We start from the raw sequence: 18,786 nt of genomic DNA, 5'->3' as shown, positions 1-18,786 counted from the left end.
GCCATCAAGACAAACGACAACCATAACCAGAACAACGAGGAGCTTCACGCATGGCGAGCCTTACCGTTGATCGCCTGCTGCCCGGCAAGCCGTATCCGCTTGGCGCCCACTGGGACGGACTCGGCGTCAATTTCGCCGTGTTCTCCGCCAACGCCAGCCGCATCGAGCTGTGCCTGTTCTCGCCGAACGGGCGCAAGGAGGTGCAGCGCCTGGCGCTACCCGAATGTACCGACGAAATCTGGCATGGCTACCTGCCGCACGCCCAGCCGGGCCTGCAATACGGCTTCCGCGCGTTCGGGCCTTACGAGCCCACGCGGGGCCACCGCTTCAATCCGCACAAACTGCTGCTTGACCCCTACGCCCGGGCGCTGAGCGGGCCGGTGCGCTGGTCCGACGCACTGTTTGGCTACCGCCTCAACAGCCCGCGCGCCGATCTCACGCCCGACCGCCGCGACAGCGCGCCGACGATGCCGAAGGCCGTAGTCATCGACGAGAGCTTCAACTGGGGCGATGACCGACCGCCCCAGCAGCCGTGGGCCACGACGTCGATCTACGAGGTGCATGTGCGCGGCGTGTCGATGCTGCGCGAGGACGTGCTGCCGCAATACCGCGGCACCTTTGCCGCGCTGGCCGATCCGCGCTTCGTCGAGCACCTGCTCAAGCTGGGCGTCACGGCAATCGAACTGCTGCCCATCCACGCGTTCCTGCAGGATCGCTTTCTGATAGAGCGCGGGCTGCGCAATTACTGGGGCTACAACACGCTGGCATTCTTTGCCCCCGAGCCCCTGTACCTGTCCGGCCGCCAGCACCACGAGGTGAAAATCGCGATCCGGCGCCTGCACGCGGCCGGCATCGAAGTCATCCTCGACGTGGTCTACAACCACACGTGCGAGGGCAACGAGCTGGGGCCCACGATGTCGTGGCGCGGGCTGGACAATGCCAGCTACTACCGGCTGATCCCCGGCGACGAGCGTCATTACATCAACGACACCGGCTGCGGCAACACGCTGAACCTGTCGCACCCGCGTGTGCTGCAGATGGTCATGGACTCGCTGCGCTACTGGGTGGAGGTGTTCCACGTGGACGGCTTCCGCTTCGACCTGGGCAGCACGCTGGGTCGCGAAAGCAACGGCTTCGACCCGGGATCGGGCTTCTTCGACGCCATCCTGCAGGACCCGGTGCTGTCGCGCGTGAAGCTGATCTCCGAACCCTGGGACCTGGGCCCCGGCGGCTACCAGGTGGGCAACCACCCACCCGGCTTTGCCGAATGGAACGACAAGTTCCGCGACAACGTGCGCCGCTTCTGGCGCGGCGACGCAGGCCAGCGCGGCGAACTGGCGGCGCGGCTGACCGGCTCGGCCGACCTGTTCGACCGCCGCCACCGCAAGCCGTGGGCCAGCGTCAACTTCATCACCGCGCACGACGGTTTCACGCTGGCAGACGTGGTCAGCTATGCGCACAAGCACAACGACGCCAACCACGAGGACAACCGCGACGGCAACGACGACAACGCCAGCGCCAACTGGAGCCCGGACGGCAGCATCGAAGGTCCGACCGACGACGAGGCCGTGCTGGAAACGCGCGGCCGGGTGGCACGCGCCATCATGGCCACGCTGCTCCTGTCGCAAGGCACGCCCATGATCACCGCCGGCGACGAATGGGGACGCAGCCAGCAGGGCAACAACAACGCGTACTGCCAGGACAACGAGCTGTCGTGGCTGAACTGGGACGATGCCGCCCATCCTTCCAACGCACCGATGCGCCAGCTTGTCAGCCGCCTGCTGGCACTGCGCCGCCGGTTGCCGGTACTGACCGAAAACCGCTTCGTCCATGGCCGCTCGCAGCCGGCGCCGGGCCTGGCCGATATTGCCTGGTTCGGACCCGACGGCAACGAGCTGACCAGCGAGCAATGGGCCAACCCCGAGGACCGTACGCTGGCGCTGCGCCGCGCCACGCACAGCCCCGAGGAAGAGGTGGAGGTCATCGTGCTGTGCCTGAATGCCAGCCACGAGGACGTGGTCTTTCGCATGCCGGGGCCGGGCGAGGACTGGCATCTGCTGTTCGACAGCACCGCGCCCGACCTGGAAGACGAACCCGTGGCACTCGACGACGAAGGCCGTCCCGCGTACCAGGTACCGGCGCGCGGCCTGGCGCTGCTGTCCGCCGCCGTGCCCAAGGACGAGGATCCCTCCCGATGAGTCACGACGACGCGCTGCAACGGCTGGCTGAACGCGCCGGGCTCCAGGTGCGTTGGCGCGACGCGTGGAACCAGCCGCAGACGCTGTCGCCGGACGCCCTGCGCACGGTGCTGACCGCGCTGGACCTGCCCTGCGGCACGCCCGGCGAGTGCGAGGCGTCGCGCGCCCGGCTGGCCGCCGACGACGGGACGCACGCGCTGCCGCCGCTGATCACCGCCGACCAGGGCATCCCCGTAGTCGTGCCCTGGGCTCACCCGCTGGCTGAGCGGCCTTATCGCCTGGAATGCGAGGACGGCACGATGATCGAAGGCATCGCCCGGCGCACCCGCGACGGCACGCTGCGGATAGCGCCGGTCCCGCAGTGGGGCTACCACCATCTGCTGCTGGGCGATGTGGAGACCACCCTGGCGGTGGCGCCGCCGCGCTGCTTCAGCGTGGCGGATGCGCTTGCGGCGTCGCCGCGCACGGTACTGGCGAGCAAACCCTGGGGGCTGTCGGTGCAGCTGTACGGGCTGCGGCGCGGCGCCGATGGCGGCATTGGCGACCTGACCACGCTGGCGCTGACCGCGGAAGCGGCGGCAGGCGCCGGCGCCGACGCCATCGCCATCAATCCGTTGCATGCCGGATTTCCGGCGCTGCCAGAGCGTTTCAGCCCCTACTCGCCGTCCAGCCGCATCTTTTTCAACCCGCTTTACGCAGACCCCGCGCGCATTTTCGGCCATGCCGCCGTGGACCACGCGGTGGCGAACCTGGGCCTCGGCGCGGCGCTGGCCGAAGCCGAGCGGCGCACCGAGATCGACTGGCCCGCCATCGCCGACGTGCGGCTGCGGTTGCTGCACTGGCTCTGGCAGCATCACGACACCCTGCTGTCCGCCGCGCAGAAGCAGGCTTTCGCCGCGTTCCGCGCGCGCGGTGGCAAGGCATTGCTGGCGCACGCAACGTTCGAAGCCATCCAGGCCGAACGGCTGGCCGTTGCCGCCGACAGCGACGCCGCCCGCGACGCCGCCGACTGGCGACGCTGGCCGGCGCCGCTACGCAGCCCCGATGGCGCGGCAGCCGCTGCCGTCGCCGCAAGCGCCGCCGACGCCATCAGCTATCACGCCTTCCTGCAATGGCTGGCCGCCGATGGCCTGTGCGACGCCCAGCAGCGTGCGCGCGAGGCCGGCATGGCGATTGGCGTGATTGCGGACCTTGCCGTCGGCACCGACCCCGGCGGCAGCCACGCGTGGACGCGCCAGGCCGAGATCCTGAACGGCTTCCACGCCGGCGCCCCTCCCGACCTGTACAACCCGCTCGGGCAGGACTGGGGCGTGGCCGTATTCTCGCCGCGCGGCCTGCGCCGCAACGGCTATGCCGCCTTCATCGAGATGCTGCGCGCCAACCTGGCCCACGCCGGCGGCCTGCGCATCGACCATGTGCTGGGTCTGGCGCGCATGTGGCTGGTGCCCGAAGGGGCGCCCGCCAGCGCCGGCGCCTACCTGACCTATCCGCTCAACGACCTGCTGCGCCTGGTGGCCATCGAGTCCTGGCGGCACCGCGCGATCATCATCGGCGAGAACCTTGGCACGGTGCCCGAGACGCTCGATACCGCACTGGCAGCGCGTGGCGTACTGGGCATCGACGTGCTGTGGTTCGTGCGCGAGGCAGACGACCCAGACACAGCGGACGACGATCGTGCCGCCGCCGATGCCCTGCCCGACTCCCCTCCTTCGCCACCCGCGCAGATTCCCGGCGAAACCGCTGCCGCAGCCGAGCCGGTCTGCCCGGCATTCCTGCCGCCCGATCGCTGGCCCGCGCTGGCCGTGGCCACCACGACCACGCACGACCTGCCGACCATCGCAGGCTGGTGGGCGGGCCGCGACATTGCGTGGCGCGCCCGGCTGCATCAGCTGGCCGCCGACGAGACCGAGGCCGGCCTGATGGCGCTGCGTGCTGCGGAGCGCAGCGCACTGTGGCAGGCCATGCGCGACGGGGGTGTGGCGCATGGCGCCGAACCGCCCGCCGACGCGGCGCCGGTGGAAGCCGTGCTGCGCTGGCTGCATCGCGCCCCTACCCCCCTGCGGCTGGTGCCGGTGGAAGACCTGCTGGCGCTGCGTGAACAGCCGAACCTGCCGGGCACGGTGTCGGGCCATCCCAACTGGCAACGGCGGCTGGACGCCGATCCGCGCGACCTGTTCACGCGTCCCGAAGTGGCGCGGCGGGTGGCGGCACTACGTGACGGGGACGCGCAGGCAGGCGGACCGGGCGGAATCGCGGGAATCGGCGGAGACGGCGGAGACGGCGATGCGTGATGCGTCAGGGCGCGTGCGGATCCGTCAGCGCGCGACAGAGCGCCTCCACGGTCAGCGGCTTGACCAGGTGCGCGTCGAAGCCGGCCGCTTCGGTGCGGCGCCGGTCGTCGGGCGAACTGCGTCCGGTCAGCGCAAACACGCGCGGCCCCAGGCCGCTCTGGCGCAGCGCATCCAGTACCTCGTAGCCGCTCATGTCGGGCATCTCCAGATCCAGCAGCACCACGTCGGGTGCGAAGCTGCGCGCCGCTTCCACGGCGCACATGCCTGTGTAGACCGGCTTGGCGTGATGCCCAAGCACGGTCAGCAGCTCGGCCATGCTGTCGGCCGAATCGGCACTGTCATCGACGATCAGGATGCGCCGGCCTGCACACTGGGCCGTTCCCGGACGCGGCACGCTGGCACCGTCCATCTGCACCTCAGGCAGCATGACCGTGAACGTGCTGCCAAGGCCCTCGCCCGCGCTGCTGGCCTGGATGGCACCGCCGTGCGCCTCGATCACGGCCCGTGCCAGCGCCAGGCCGATGCCGAGCCCGGAGCGCGCGGTCTCGTCGCCTTCCTGTGCGAACAGGTTGAAGATGCGGTCCAGCGCCTCCGGCGCGATGCCGCGCCCGGTATCGCTGATCGTGGTCACCACGTTGCCGGCGTCCGCGCGCACCCGCACCGTCACCGTGCCGCCGCGCGGCGTGTACTTGGTGGCATTGCTGAGCAGGTTCGACAGCACCTGCTCCAGTCGCGCCGCATCGCCGTTCACGAAGACGGGATCCGCCGGCAGCACCACGTCGAACTTCTGGCTGACACCGTCCAAGGCGGGCCGCATCGCCTCGACGGCGGTGGCGACCACCTCGTTGTAGAGGATGGGCACCGGCTGCACCTTGAGCTTGCCCGACGTCACGCGGCCCACATCCATCAGGTCGGTGACCAGGCGTGTCAGCAACTGCAGTTGCCGGCCGATGATTTCCGCGCAATGGCGGATGCGGGAGTCGGCCACCGGCGTCAGCCGGATCACATCGACGGCATTGCGGATCGGGGCCAGCGGGTTGCGCAGCTCGTGGGCCAGGATGGCCAGGAATGCCTGCACGCGGCGCCCCGTGTTTTCCAGGTCGGCCAGGCGAGCCGAGTCGGTGACATCGCGGGCGGTCCACAGTATGCCCGACACGCCCCGGTCGGCATCGCGCAGCAATACCTGGCGGACATGGCACCGCACCAGCGTGCCGTCATGCCGCTGCAGGCGTTGCTCGCCCGACCACGCACCGCTGCCGCGCACGGCATCGAGCAAGCCCGGCGTGCTGGCTGGCCGGTTGCCGGAGGGCGCGTCGGAAACCGTGTCCGGCGCCATATCGTGCCGGGGATGCAGCAGCGACAGCGGCTGACCCACTGCCTCCTGCGCCGTGTAACCGAACAGCGACTGGGCGCCGGCGTTCCAGCTTCGGATCTGCCCTTCGGGGCCAAGCTCGCAGATGGCAATGTCGTCGATCGTGTCGAGCAGTTCGTGCCAGCGCCCCTCGACCACCCGGACGTGTTCCTCGGCCGCGTACTGGACCGTGATGTCGCGGTAGACCACGGCAAACCCTTCGGGGCCGCCGTTGCGCCCACCGCCGGGCCCCGGCAGCGCCACGATCACCGCGCTGGCATAGAACACGCTGCCGTCGCGACGCATGCGCCAGCCTTTGGTTTCGGCGCGTCCGCTCGTCCTTGCCGTCGCGAGCAACTGGTCGGCGGTAGCCGCCCCGTCATCGCGATCGTCCGGACTGGCAGGATGAAAGCGCGACAGCGGCGAACCCGTCGCCTCGTCGGCGGTGTACAGCATCACGCGCCGCGCGGCCTCGGTCCACGCACTGACACGCCCATCCGCCGCCAGCACGAAGATCGCGGTGTCGTCGACCGCATCGATCGCATTGAGCAATGCGGCACCCGGCAGGGTCATGGAAACGCTCCTTCCTCTCTTGTTGCCGCTGCCTTTCTTGGAGGCAGTCGTCGCATCCGGCTCTCCGGCCCGGCGGGCCGGGACGTTTGCGTGGTTTGCAAAAACTACAAAGGGATGCCGGAAAAGCTAGCCGCGTTCGCGCGCCGCCTTGCTGACCGACGGCGGTGGCGGGTGCTTGTCCGGCAGGTTGCGGGCGGGCTGGTCCCCTTTTTCCTTGTTGTGATCGGGGCTCTGGTCGGGCCGCCGGTCCGGCCGTCGCACGGGGTCATGCGGGATGTGGGTAGCCATGGCGCGTCTCGCAGTCAATTTGCAGATGGGAGGCCATTTGCGCTGCAGATTTCATACCAGCGCCGGCATCAGTGCTTCCCCGGCGCCGCCCGATTTCTTTTGTAGCCTGAAACCAGCAAGAAGTCTCGATCCACGTTGATCTGTCCAGGAGTCAAGTGATGACCGATGCATCCCGGCTGCGGCCGGCCCCCGCCGATGCAACCCGTGGCAGCCAGACCGCCACGCCCGCCCCCGAGAACCCGGACGACACGCGCACCGCAATGTCCAGCGCCACCATCCGGCGCGCCTTTCTGGACCACGTGTTCTATACCCAGGGCAAGCTGCCCGGCCATGCCAGCGGCAACGATCTCTACCAGGCCCTGGCGCACACCGTGCGCGACCGGCTCGTGCAACGCTGGATCAGCACTGCGGAAACCTACCAGACGCAGCCGTCGCGCACGGTGGCCTACCTGTCCGCCGAATTCCTGATGGGCCCGCACCTGGGCAACAACCTCGTCAACCTGGGCATCGTCGACGAGGTGCGCGCCGCCATGACCACGCTGGACCTGGATCTGGACGACATCCTGTCGCACGAGGAAGAACCGGGACTGGGCAACGGCGGCCTGGGCCGCCTGGCCGCCTGCTTCATGGATTCGATGGCGACGCTGGAAATTCCCGCGCTGGGCTACGGCATCCGCTACGAGTACGGCATCTTCCACCAGAACATCATCGATGGCCAGCAGGTGGAAACCACCGACACCTGGCTGCGCCACGGCAATCCGTGGGAGATCCAGCGATCCGAATGGGCGGTGCAGGTGCGGCTGGGCGGTCACACCGAGCACTACACCGACGACCGCGGCCGCTACCGCGTGCGCTGGGTGCCGGACAAGACCGTGGTGGGCGTGCCGTTCGATTCGCCGATCCTGGGCTACCGGGTCAATACGGTGAACACGCTGCGCCTGTGGCGCGCCGAAGCCACCGAGGCGTTCGACTTCCACACCTTCAACCGGGGTGACTACCTGGGCGCAGTCAGCAAGAAGGTGACGTCGGAAAACCTGACCAAGGTCCTGTACCCGAACGACGAAACCCAGCAGGGCAAGGAACTGCGGCTGGAGCAGCAGTACTTCTTCGTGGCGTGCTCGCTGCAGGACATGCTGCGCCTGCTGGCCTCGCACGGCATTCCGGTGTCCCGCTTCCACGAGAAGTTCGCCGTGCAGCTCAACGACACCCACCCCGCCGTGGGCATCGCCGAACTGATGCGGTTGCTGGTGGACGACCATGACCTGACCTGGGACGATGCCTGGTACATCACCCGCAACGCGTTTGCCTATACCAACCACACGCTGCTGCCCGAGGCACTGGAACAGTGGCCGCTGGAACTGTTCCGGCGCGTGCTGCCGCGCCACCTGGAAATCATCTACGAGATCAACGCGCGCTTCCTCGACGAGGTGCGCATCCGCTTCTACGGTGACGAATCGCGGCTGGCGCGGCTGTCGCTGGTGAACGAGCAAGGCGGCCGATACGTGCGCATGGCCGGGCTGGCCTGCGTGGGCAGCCATGCCATCAACGGCGTGGCCGACCTGCACTCGCGCCTGATGCGGGAGGACGTGCTGCAGGACTTCTACGCGATGTGGCCGGAGAAATTCACGAGCATCACCAACGGCGTCACGCCCCGGCGATGGCTGGCGCTGTCCAACCCGCGCCTGACCCGGCTGGTCAGCGACGCCATCGGCGATGGCTGGATCAAGGATCTGGACCAGCTGCAGGCGCTGGAGCCGTACGCCGACGACGCCGGCTTCCGGGCCCAGTGGCAGGCCGTGCGCCGGGACAACAAGCGCGACCTGGCGCAGCTGATCCGGGATACCACCGGCGTGACGGTAGACCCGGCGTCGATGTTCGACGTGATGGTCAAGCGCATCCACGAATACAAGCGCCAGCACCTGGCCGTGCTGCACATCATCGCGCTCTATCACCAGATCAAGTCCGATCCGCATGCCGAGATTCCGCCGCGCACCTTCCTGTTCGCGGGCAAGGCCGCGCCCGGCTACCACTATGCCAAGCTGATGATCCGCTTTGTCACGTCGGTGGCGGAGGTGGTCAACCGCGACCCGCAGGTGCGCGACAGGCTCAAGGTGGTCTTCCTGCCGAACTTCAACGTGACCTACGGCCAGAAGATCTACCCGGCGGCAGACCTGTCCGAACAGATTTCGCTGGCCGGCAAGGAGGCATCCGGCACCGGCAACATGAAGTTCGCCATGAACGGGGCCATCACCATCGGCACCATGGACGGCGCCAATATCGAGCTGCGCGACGCCATCGGCGCCGACAACTTCTTCCCGTTCGGGCTCAATGCGTCGGAGGTCTATGCGCTACGCGCGGCCGGGTACCACCCGTCCACGTATTACGAAGCCAGCCCCGAACTGCGCGCCGTGGTGGACCTGATCCAGCACGGTTTCTTTTCCAAGGGCGACGCGGCCGTGTTCCGCCCGCTGTTCGAGGGGCTGCTGCAGCACGACCCGTACATGCTGATGGCCGACTTCGCGTCGTACCTGCAGTGCCAGCGCGAAGTTTCGGCTGCCTATGCCGATCCGGCGCGCTGGCAGCGCATGTCGGTGCTGTCCACCGCGCGTTCGGGCCGGTTCTCGTCGGACCGCGCCATCCGCGAGTATTGCGAGCGCGTCTGGCATGTCGACCCGGTGCCCGTGTGCCTGTTGCGGCGGTCGAGCGGCCAGGTGCAGGGGCAGCGGCGCGCTGGCGACGCCATCGGCGGTTTCAGCGAACGCTGCCAATAGTCACGCGGCGCCACAGGCGGCAGCCACCGCAGTAACGCCGCCGCCACATTCCACGCGGGCCGGGCCACCGATTGCAGATTGGTGGTTCGAAAGCCCGCCCGCGGCACTTTCTACAAAAGCGGCGGCACCTTATACATCGGCGTTGCGCGCGCTCTTGCCCGCCAGCACAGCCGCCTCAGGCGTCACGCGGCACGCCAGCCTGCGCGGGTGCTGGCACAAAGTTCGCATTGCTGTTCCCCTGCGTCCTGCGGCCCCTGTGTGCGGCGCCGCACGGACCCTCCAATACATCCCAGCAGAACGGCAAACCAGCGGGAGTCTTTCCTTGAACGCGAACACCCTGTTTGTGGCGGCAGAAGCCCAGCCCCTGGCCAAGACTGGCGGGCTGGCCGATGTGGTAGGCGGACTCGCCCATGCGCTGCTGCAGCGCGGCGCCGATGTCACGATCCTGATGCCCGGTTACCCCCGCGCCGTTGCAGCGGCGCGCGACGTGCGCAGCCTCGGCGCGATTCACCTGCCGATGGCGCTGCCGCCTGGACACAGCCCTGCGCGCCTGCTGCAAGGCCTGATGCCGGATAGCGGCGTGCGCGTGGCGTTCCTCGACTGCCCGTCGCTCTACGACCGGCCGGGATCGCTGTACGTTGACGCCACCGGCCGCGACTTCTGCGACAACGCCCAACGGTTTGCCGCGCTGGCGCACGCCGCCACGGCCATCGCGGCGGGCGAGACGCCGCTGCCGGTGCCGAGCCTGGTCCATGCCCACGACTGGCACGCGGCGCTGACGCCGCTGCTGATGCGCGCGCGCGGCCTGCACACGCCCACCGTCTGCACGATTCACAACCTGGCCTTCCAGGGCGTGTTTCCCATGGCCGCGGCGGAGCCGCTGGGTCTGCCCCCCGAATCGCTGACGCCCGATGGCATCGAGTTCTGGGGCAAGATCAATTTCCTGAAAGCCGGCATCCGCTATGCCGACCGCGTCACCACGGTCAGTCACACCTATGCGCGCGAAATCCTCACGCCACACTTCGGCCATGGGCTGGACGGCCTGCTCGCGCATCGCGCGGCCGTGCTGGGCGCCATTCCTAACGGTGTCGATACCGACGCCTGGTCACCCCGTACCGACCGCCTGCTGCCGCAGCGCTACGACGCGCGCAACCTGGCGGGCAAGCGCGCCTGCAAGGCCGCCCTGCAACAGCGCCATGGGCTGCCGGTGGATGCAGACCGCCCGCTGATCGCCATGGGCAGCCGCCTGACGCACCAGAAAATGGCCGATGTCGCGCTCGACGCGATCGCCCTGGCACTTGCCACACACTCCGACGCGCAGTTCGTGATCCTGGGCTGCGGCGACCCCAGGCTCGAAGCCGCATTTTGCGCACTGGCCCAGCGCCATCCGCAGCGCGTGGGCGTGGCCATCGGCTATCGCGAGGAAGATGCGCACCTGCTGCACGCAGGCGCCGACATGCTGTTGCACGGCAGCCGCTTCGAGCCCTTCGGCCTGACGCCGGTCTATGCCATGCGCTATGGCACCGTACCAATCGTATCGCGCGTGGGTGGCCTGGCCGACACCGTGCGCGACGTGGGCGACGGCACCGCACCGGCCGTCCGCGCGAACGGTATTGTTTTCGACGGCGAATCCGCCGAGGCGATGTGCGCCGCCATGACCCGTGGACTAGGATGGTATGGCCGCCCGCGCCACTGGCGCAGCCTGCAGCGTACCGGCATGCAAACCGATTTCGGCTGGGAAGGCCCCGCGCGCCAGTACCTCGCCCTGTATGGCGCGCTGGCGCCGGCGCTGGCTCACGTGCCAGTCGTGGACGTCACGCCCGTGGCGGCGGCGCCGACGGTACAGCCGGCGCGCGGTGGTCGCCGCCCGGTGGCAGTGCCCGAAGCTCCGGCGCTGTCGCCGTCCGACGCCGGGGCGGCCGCCACTCCCGCCTGAGCCATGTCCGGCCTGCCATGTAACTGGATGTGCGATTGCCTGCACGAAGGTAGCCTCAGATGATGACTGCTACGCCATCCCCGCCGCCCCGTGACGGCGCGCCGGTCCACCCGAACTGGCAAACCCTGGGCGCCGATGCCCGGATGCTGCCCTGCGGCGACGAAGCCGCGGAAGGCTACTGGTTCGGCCCGGTCCGCCTGGCAGACGGCCGCGTGCGCTTCCGCCTGTGGGCGCCCGACGCCGCCGCGCAGGGCCATGCGATACGGCTTGAAGTCGCCGGCATGGCGCCCGTGGTGATGATGGAAGGCAAAGGCGGCTGGTTCGAAGCAGTGGTGCCGTGCTGCCACGGCGTGCGCTACTGGTTCCGGCTTGACGACGGCACCATCGTGCCCGACCCGGCATCGCGCCTGCAGGCCGATGACGTGCATGGCGCAAGCGTGCTGTGCCTGCCGGAGACCGGCGCGGGCTACGCCTGGCAGCACACGGAATGGCGCGGACGCCCATGGCATGAAGCGGTCATCTACGAGCTGCACGTGGGCCTGTCCGGCGGCTACACCGGCGTAATGTCCGAACTGCACCGTCTGGCGGCGCTGGGCTTCACCGCGATCGAACTGATGCCGCTGTCGGAGTTTCCCGGCGCCCGCAACTGGGGCTACGACGGCGTGCTGCCGTTTGCTCCCGAGCACAGCTATGGTTCGCCCGACGAGCTGCGCGCGCTGATCGACGCCGCCCATGGGCTGGGCATGATGGTGCTGCTCGACGTGGTCTACAACCACTTCGGGCCCGAGGGCAACTACCTGCACCAGTACGCCAGCCCCTTTTTCCGCAGCGACCGGCAAACCCCCTGGGGGCCGGCCATCGACTTCCGGCGCGCAGAGGTGCGCCGCTTCTTTGGCGAAAACGCGCGCTACTGGCTGGAATCGTTCCGCTTCGACGGCTTGCGGCTCGATGCCGTGCATGCCATCGACGACGAAGGCTGGCTGCCCGAGCTGGCGCGCGAACTGCGCGCGTGCCTGCCCGACCGGCACGTGCATCTGGTACTGGAAAACGATCACAACGACGTGGCGCTGATCCAGGCCGGCTACGACGCGCAGTGGAACGACGACGCCCATCACGCGCTGCACGTGCTGCTGACGGGCGAGCATGACGGGTACTACCGCGAGTATCAATCGGCGCTGCCCGGGGCCACGGCCGCAAGAACGGACGTCGGCGAACCCGCGCTGCATCACCTGGCACGGGTGCTGGGCGAAGGATTCGCATGGCAGGGCGAAGTGTCGCCACACCGCAGCGGCGACGAGAATGGCCCGCTGCAGGGCCGCGAGGTGCGGCGCGGGCAGCCCAGCGCGGTGCTGCCGCCGACCGCCTTCGTGATGTTCCTGCAGAACCACGACCAGACCGGAAACCGCGCGTTCGGCGAGCGCCTGACCACGCTGGCGGATCCCGACGCCCTGCGCGCGGCAGTGGCGCTGCAACTGCTCTGCCCGCAGATTCCGCTGGTGTTCATGGGCGAGGAGCATGGCGCGCGCACGCCCTTCCTCTACTTCACCGACCATCCGCCCGAACTCGCGCAGGCGGTGCGCGACGGCCGGCGTCGCGAATTCGCCGCGTCGTCGGCCTTCCGCGACGACGCCCATGCCGCGCGCATCGCCGACCCGAACGCGCCGGAGACGTTCGATGCCTCGCGCCCGGTCTGCGACGATACCGACGGCAATTGCCGCGCGTGGAACCACTACTACGGCGAACTGCTGTCGATCCGCCGCAACGAGATCGTGCCGAGGTTGCGCCATTGCCAGCCGGCCGGCGTCACGCCACTGGCCGACCGCGCGCTGGTGGCGCGCTGGCGCATGGGCGACGGCAGCCAGCTGTCGATCTGGCTGAACCTTGGCCCCGAGCCCGTGGAAGCCGACTGCGCCGGCGGCCGGATGCTGCATGCCAGCCAGGCCGGCGCCATTGCATCGCTCAACGCCGGCATCCTGACCGAACGCTGCTGCGTCACCTGCCTGCATCCCGCCTGACAACGCCATGACCACACCCGCCGACGCGCATCACGCCGACCTCGATCATGCCGGCGTGCCCCGTGCCACGGTGCGGCTGCAACTGCATGCCGGCTTCACCTTTGCCGATGCTGGGGCGCTGGTTCCCTATTACGCCGGGCTCGGCATCAGTCACCTTTATCTGTCCCCGGTCACCGAAGCGCGGCCCGGGTCCACGCACGGCTACGACGTCACGGACTGCACACGGATCAGCGCGGCGCTGGGGGGCGAGGACGGCTTTGTGGCGCTGGCCAGCCAGGCGCGCGAAGCTGGCCTGGGCATCGTGCTGGACATCGTGCCCAACCACATGGCGGCCGACGCCACGCACAACAGATGGTGGCGCGACGTCCTGGCGCAGGGCGAACGCAGCGCGTTTGCCCACTACTTCGATATCGACTGGCAATCGCCCGACCCCGCCCTGCGCGGCAAGGTGCTGCTGCCGGTACTGGGCGACCCGTACTGGCAGGCGCTGGAGTCGGGCGCGCTGACCGTGGCACGCGCCAGCGATGGCCGGCCGACGCTGCGCTACGGCGACCACGACCTGCCGCTGTCGATGCCGGACGGATCCGCCTTGCCCACCGACGCGCAGGCGCTGCACGCGCTGCTGGAACGCCAGCCCTACCGGCTGGCGTGGTGGCGCACCGGGGCCGCCATGCTGAACTGGCGCCGCTTCTTCGAGATCACGGAACTGGTGGGCGTGCGCCAGGAATGCGAGGACGTGTTCGAGGCCACACATGCACTGCCGTTCCGGCTGTACCGCGAAGGCTGGATCGACGGGCTGCGCATCGATCATGTGGATGGCCTGGCCGACCCGGCCGGCTACTGCCGCCGCGTACGCGAGCGCCTGGACACCCTGCGGCCCGGCCGGCCCGCCGCGCTGGCGCGCGTGCATCCATGGCTGGTCGTCGAGAAGATCCTCGGCGAGCGCGAGCCGTTGCCGCGCGACTGGCAAGTGGATGGCACCACCGGCTACGACTTCATGGACGAGGTGGGCGCCGTGCTGCACGACCTGCATGGCGCGGCCCCGCTGAACATGCTCTGGCTGCAGATCAGCGGCGACGACCGCACGTTTGCCGAACAGGTACATGCCGGGCGGCATCGCGTGCTGGCACGGCATCTGGTCACGGAGGTCCAGTCGCTCTGCGCGCGGCTGCTTGCGCGGGCACGCAGCGACGTGGCCACGCGCGACCTGTCGCCGCACGCGCTGCATCATGCGCTCTCGGCGTTCATGACGGCCATCCCCGTGTACCGCAGCTACTACGTGACCGGCGACAATGACCGGGACCGCTCGTTCGACGACGACATGGTGTCGGCTGCAGCCGAGGCCGCGCGCCACCACCTGGCGCCGGACGAATCGGCCGCGCTCGATTTCATCGTGGCCGCCTTGCGCGCCGACGCCCCGCTCGACAGCGCAGCCGGGCAGCTTCGCACCAAACTCCAGCAACTGATGCCCGCGCTGGCCGCCAAATCCACTGAGGACACCGCGTTCTACCGCTATGGGCGGCTGCTGTCCCGCAACGAGGTGGGCAGCGATCCGGGCACGCTGGCCATTGCAGCCGAACGTTTTCACCAGCGGATGCAGGCGCGCGCCCAGACATGGCCTCACGCCATGCTGGCCGTATCCACCCATGACCACAAGCGCGGCGAGGATGCGCGGATGCGACTGGCGGTGCTGAGCGAGGTGCCCGAGGCATGGGCGGAAGCCGTGGCCGGCTGGGAGGCGCATCTGGCGCCCCTGCTGGCGGCATCGCCCAAGGGCCCCGATGGCATCGACCGGCTGATGCTGTACCAGACGCTGGTGGGCGCATGGCCCGCCGATCCCCGCGCGCTGGAGTCCGAGGACGGCCAGCGCACCTTCGTCGACCGCATCCTGGCCTGGCAACGCAAGGCCATTCGCGAGGCCAAGCGCCACGGCAGCTGGACCCATCCCGATCTCGAATACGAACACGCGTGCGAGGCGTTTCTGCCCGCCATGGCCATCGGCGGGGCGGACAGTGTGCTGGAGCGTATCGGCGCCTTCGCGGCGCGCATCGGCACTGCCGCGGCGCTGAACAGCCTGGCGCAGACGCTGTTGCAGCTGACCGCGCCCGGCGTGCCGGACCGCTACCAGGGCAATGAAACCTGGGACTTCAGCCTGGTCGACCCCGACAACCGGCGCGCACCCGATTACGCGCGGCTACAGGCGCAACTGGAATGCCGTGCGGGCTGGTCGCACTGGCTTGCGCACTGGCGCGACGGCCGCATCAAGCAGCAGCTGATCCGCAGCGTGCTGGCATTTCGGCGCGAGAACCCCGCGCTTTTCGACCAGGGCAGCTACCGGCCGGTGTCCGCGAGCGGCGATCTGGCGGGGTCCGTGCTGGCGTTTGCGCGCGAATGCGGCAACGTGGAAGCGGTGGTTGCCGTCACCCGGCTCGCCGCGCGCCACGTAGATCCGGCCGAGCCGCGTATTCCGCCGCAGTGCTGGCACGATACAGGCCTGCATACGGGCGATGGCGGCGAAGCAGACGGTAACGGCAGCGGGTGGACCGACATCCTGACCGGTCATGCCGTGACATCGCACGCGGGATGGCTGCGCGCCAAGGACGTGTTCGCCACGCTGCCCGTGGCGCTGCTCGTGCGACGCTGACGCCTGGGGCTAGCCGAGGGCGGCGGCCAGTTGCGCGTCCAGTTGCGCGGCCGCGTCGTCATCGGTGCGCTCGAAGCGCAGCGGCGTGACCGACACCGCACCCCGCCCCACCACCATCGCTTCGGCATCGTCCACATCGGGACGGGGGCCGCGCGAGAACTGGAGCCAGTGGTACGGAATGCCACGCGGGTCCACATGCGCGCGGACGTCGATAGCCTTGACCAGCCCCATGCCCTGGCGCGACACCACCAGCGGACCGGCCTGCTCCGGTTCGACATCGGGAAAATTCACGTTCAGACATGCCCCGTCCGTCCAGCCGGCCGTCAGCAGGCGGCGAATCACATCCGGCGCCAGCCCGCGCGACGTGTGCCACTTCACCGCATTGCGATCGGTGAACACCTGGCTCAGCGCGATGGAACGGATGCCGAGCAGCATGCCGGTCATGGCGGCGCCCACGGTGCCGGAGAACACGGTTTCCAGCCCGAGGTTGCCGCCCCGGTTGATGCCCGACAGCACCAGATCGGGCGGCGCGTCGCGCATGAGATGGCGCGCGGCCATCACCACGCAGTCACCCGGCGTGCCGCTGATGCCAAAGCGGCGCGGCCCGTGCTCGGCCACGCGCAGCGGCGCGTGCAGGCTGATCGAGTGCGACGTGCCGCTCTGGTCGTGATCCGGGGCCACGATCCACACCTCACGGGCCAGCGTGGCCGCCACCTGTTCCAGCACGGCAAGGCCCGGCGCCTCGATGCCGTCGTCATTGGTCAGCAGCACGCGGTCGACTACGAAATCGGAAATGGGGACACTCTTTGGAGGACGAATGAACGGCCCCTACTGTATCGCAACCACGCCCGCTGCCGTGGCTGTGCCGTGGCCGGGCTTCCTCGTTGAACTGACAAAAAAAAGCCCGCATCGCTGGATGCGGGCATGATCGCCGCGGCCTCAGTGCAGGCGGTGCGCGTCGCTGTCGAGCGCGCGCTCCGCGGCGTCGCCGGTCTGGCCGCGATAGTAGAGATGGACGCCGATGGCCAGCGAATCGTGCCGGATTTCATGCAGTGCACGCCACGCCTGCACGGGGTCCTTGAAGACCAGATAGTGCGCCTCGCGCTCTACCAGCGTGGCCACCTCATGCAGCCCGTGGTTGCGGAGCGCGCCGACCAGGTGATCGAGACTGCGGTGCGTGCGGGCGTCCGTACGCGGATAGAGCATGTGCAGCACGGCAACCGGCGAGGCCGCCGGCTGGGCCGTGAACGCGGCAACGATGTCCTGATGGTGGATGGCCGTGACGGCATCGTCGTTGGCCTGCGTGCGGAAGGACTGAAGTCCTGCGTCGAGGGTCGTGTTGTTCATCTCAGCACCTCCTGGTCAAAATCTGAACGACAGTGGTGCAAAGATAGGGGATATTTGACGCGCCGCAATACGCGTTTCTTGCAACAGTGAATTCCAGCTATTCCGCCGAACGGAACGCCCGGCAGGATGTCCATGGATCGCATTTCTTTCCAGCAGCTTTCCATGGGCTTTCAATTGGCTCTCGTCGCTGCCCGGCACACGGCGCGGCGGCAGCAACGACCAGTTATTCGAACGGACGCGGCTTCGGCGTCTTGTCGTTCGAGGGCGGCAGGATGGGCAGCGTAAGGCGCGGCTGATCTCCGGTCAGCGTGTGCAGGAAGGCCACGATATCGGCGTTCTCCTCGGCCGTGAACCTGCGGCCCAGTTGCAGGCGGCCCATCACGTCCACCGCCTCGGTCAGCGTGGCCGCTTCGCCGTCGTGGAAGTACGGATACGTCAATGCCACGTTACGCAGCGTGGGCACCTTGAAGCTGAAGCGGTCGGCGTCCTGCCCGGTCACGCCGGCCCGGCCTTCGGACGGGTTCTTCGTCTTGTACGGCTCGACCAGCCCCATCTTCTGGAACGATGTGCCGCCCAGGTTGGGGCCGTTGTGGCAGGCCACGCAGCCGGAAGCCTTGAAAAGCTGGTAGCCGCGCAGTTCCTGCGCGTCGATGGCCGTCTTGTCCCCTTTCAGCCATTTGTCGAAGCGGGCATTGGGCGTGACCAGCGTCTCTTCGAACGCCGCGATGGCCAGCGTGATCTCGTGCATCGTCAGCTTGCCGGATTGGAACACCTTGCGGAATTCGGCCCGGTATTCGGGGATCGATTTCACGGTGTCGACGGCCAGGTCATGCGTGAACGCCATCTCGATCGGATTGGCAATGGGCCCGTGCGCCTGCTCCTGCAGGTCCTTGGCGCGGCCGTCCCAGAACTGGACGAAATTCAGGCTTGAATTGAGGACGGTGGGCGAATTGACGAGCCCCTTGTTCCATTTGTCGCCAATCGACGTCTTCAGGTTGTCCGAGCCGCCCATGCTGAGGTTGTGGCACGAATTGCACGAGATGAAGCCGGAGCGGGACAGGCGGGGATCGAACCAGAGCTTTTCGCCCAGGGCCACGCGGGCCGGATCTGTGATCTTCGCGGGTTCGATGGGCTGCACGGGTTCGGCCTGCTGCGAGGTGGCGGACGCCACGCCGGCGCCGATCGATGCCGTGATCCACAGCAGGGCTGGTAGGAATGGTCTGGGCTTCATGGGAGGACTCCGAACTTTGCTGAACCGCTCGGGCATCGCCGATGCCTCGGAACGGGCCTTCGGATTAGGCACCCATGCCCGCTGGCTGACTCTTGATGGGCATCAATGTCGCCCTGAAAGCAGACGGAAAGGTGCGCCCGC

11 protein-coding genes are annotated in these 18,786 nt (G+C 68.6%); 6 read left to right on the top strand and 5 right to left on the bottom strand.

Annotation, left to right across the window (positions count from 1 at the left end; genetic code table 11):
- Positions 1–50 precede the first annotated feature (50 nt).
- Complete coding sequence (gene glgX / locus BLQ58_RS12750) at positions 51–2,198, top strand: glycogen debranching protein GlgX (RefSeq protein WP_092598370.1); 2,148 nt, start codon at positions 51–53, stop codon at positions 2,196–2,198.
- The gene (gene malQ / locus BLQ58_RS12745; protein ID WP_092598367.1) at positions 2,195–4,489 is read left to right on the top strand and encodes a 4-alpha-glucanotransferase; all 2,295 of its coding nucleotides are present in this window, start codon (positions 2,195–2,197) and stop codon (positions 4,487–4,489) included. Before glgX ends, malQ begins: the two co-directional genes overlap by 4 nt.
- A gap of 4 nt (positions 4,490–4,493) precedes the next feature.
- Here the strand turns inward: malQ and BLQ58_RS12740 are convergent, their stop codons facing one another.
- Positions 4,494–6,413, bottom strand: a complete 1,920-nt coding sequence (locus BLQ58_RS12740; protein WP_092598364.1) for a hybrid sensor histidine kinase/response regulator — start codon at positions 6,411–6,413, stop codon at positions 4,494–4,496.
- 126 nt (positions 6,414–6,539) lie between these two features.
- A complete protein-coding gene (locus BLQ58_RS29125; protein WP_175459897.1) occupies positions 6,540–6,701 on the bottom strand; it encodes a hypothetical protein in 162 nt (53 codons plus the stop codon).
- 260 nt (positions 6,702–6,961) lie between these two features.
- Here BLQ58_RS29125 and BLQ58_RS12735 point away from each other — a divergent pair, with 260 nt between their 5' ends.
- The 4 genes from BLQ58_RS12735 to treY all read left to right on the top strand — a co-directional run bounded on the left by BLQ58_RS12735 (position 6,962) and on the right by treY (position 16,067).
- Complete coding sequence (locus BLQ58_RS12735; protein WP_092598749.1) at positions 6,962–9,472, top strand: glycogen/starch/alpha-glucan phosphorylase; 2,511 nt, start codon at positions 6,962–6,964, stop codon at positions 9,470–9,472.
- 322 nt (positions 9,473–9,794) lie between these two features.
- A complete protein-coding gene (glgA, locus tag BLQ58_RS12730; RefSeq protein ID WP_254775919.1) occupies positions 9,795–11,408 on the top strand; it encodes a glycogen synthase GlgA in 1,614 nt (537 codons plus the stop codon).
- 143 nt (positions 11,409–11,551) lie between these two features.
- A complete protein-coding gene (treZ, locus tag BLQ58_RS12725; RefSeq protein WP_175459904.1) occupies positions 11,552–13,423 on the top strand; it encodes a malto-oligosyltrehalose trehalohydrolase in 1,872 nt (623 codons plus the stop codon).
- Between the two features lie 7 nt (positions 13,424–13,430).
- The gene (gene treY, locus BLQ58_RS12720; RefSeq protein ID WP_092598358.1) at positions 13,431–16,067 is read left to right on the top strand and encodes a malto-oligosyltrehalose synthase; all 2,637 of its coding nucleotides are present in this window, start codon (positions 13,431–13,433) and stop codon (positions 16,065–16,067) included.
- 9 nt (positions 16,068–16,076) lie between these two features.
- On the opposite strand, the gene surE is transcribed toward treY, so the two are convergent.
- From surE to BLQ58_RS12705, 3 genes are all read right to left on the bottom strand, one after another.
- Positions 16,077–16,862 (bottom strand): 5'/3'-nucleotidase SurE, encoded by a 786-nt coding sequence (gene surE / locus BLQ58_RS12715; RefSeq protein WP_092598355.1) that lies wholly within the window; start codon positions 16,860–16,862, stop codon positions 16,077–16,079.
- Between the two features lie 144 nt (positions 16,863–17,006).
- Positions 17,007–17,414 (bottom strand): hypothetical protein, encoded by a 408-nt coding sequence (locus tag BLQ58_RS12710; protein WP_092598352.1) that lies wholly within the window; start codon positions 17,412–17,414, stop codon positions 17,007–17,009.
- A 223-nt stretch (positions 17,415–17,637) separates the two neighbouring features.
- A complete protein-coding gene (locus BLQ58_RS12705) occupies positions 17,638–18,645 on the bottom strand; it encodes a cytochrome-c peroxidase (protein ID WP_092598349.1) in 1,008 nt (335 codons plus the stop codon).
- Positions 18,646–18,786 lie beyond the last annotated feature (141 nt).

The sequence above is a fragment of the Ralstonia sp. 25mfcol4.1 genome (genome assembly GCF_900104095.1).
Taxonomy (GTDB): Bacteria; Pseudomonadota; Gammaproteobacteria; order Burkholderiales; family Burkholderiaceae; genus Cupriavidus.
This window is presented reverse-complemented; position numbering and strand designations above follow the sequence as displayed.

Bases quoted from the DNA above. Each gene is read 5' to 3' on its own strand.
- malQ (WP_092598367.1), top strand. From the start codon at position 2,195: ATGAGTCACGACGACGCGCTGCAACGGCTGGCTGAACGCGCCGGGCTC.
- treY (WP_092598358.1), top strand. From the start codon at position 13,431: ATGACCACACCCGCCGACGCGCATCACGCCGACCTCGATCATGCCGGC.
- treZ (WP_175459904.1), top strand. From the start codon at position 11,552: ATGCTGCCCTGCGGCGACGAAGCCGCGGAAGGCTACTGGTTCGGCCCG.
- BLQ58_RS12710 (WP_092598352.1), bottom strand. From the start codon at position 17,414: ATGAACAACACGACCCTCGACGCAGGACTTCAGTCCTTCCGCACGCAG.
- glgX (WP_092598370.1), top strand. From the start codon at position 51: ATGGCGAGCCTTACCGTTGATCGCCTGCTGCCCGGCAAGCCGTATCCG.
- BLQ58_RS12740 (WP_092598364.1), bottom strand. From the start codon at position 6,413: ATGACCCTGCCGGGTGCCGCATTGCTCAATGCGATCGATGCGGTCGAC.
- BLQ58_RS12735 (WP_092598749.1), top strand. From the start codon at position 6,962: ATGTCCAGCGCCACCATCCGGCGCGCCTTTCTGGACCACGTGTTCTAT.
- BLQ58_RS12705 (WP_092598349.1), bottom strand. From the start codon at position 18,645: ATGAAGCCCAGACCATTCCTACCAGCCCTGCTGTGGATCACGGCATCG.
- BLQ58_RS29125 (WP_175459897.1), bottom strand. From the start codon at position 6,701: ATGGCTACCCACATCCCGCATGACCCCGTGCGACGGCCGGACCGGCGG.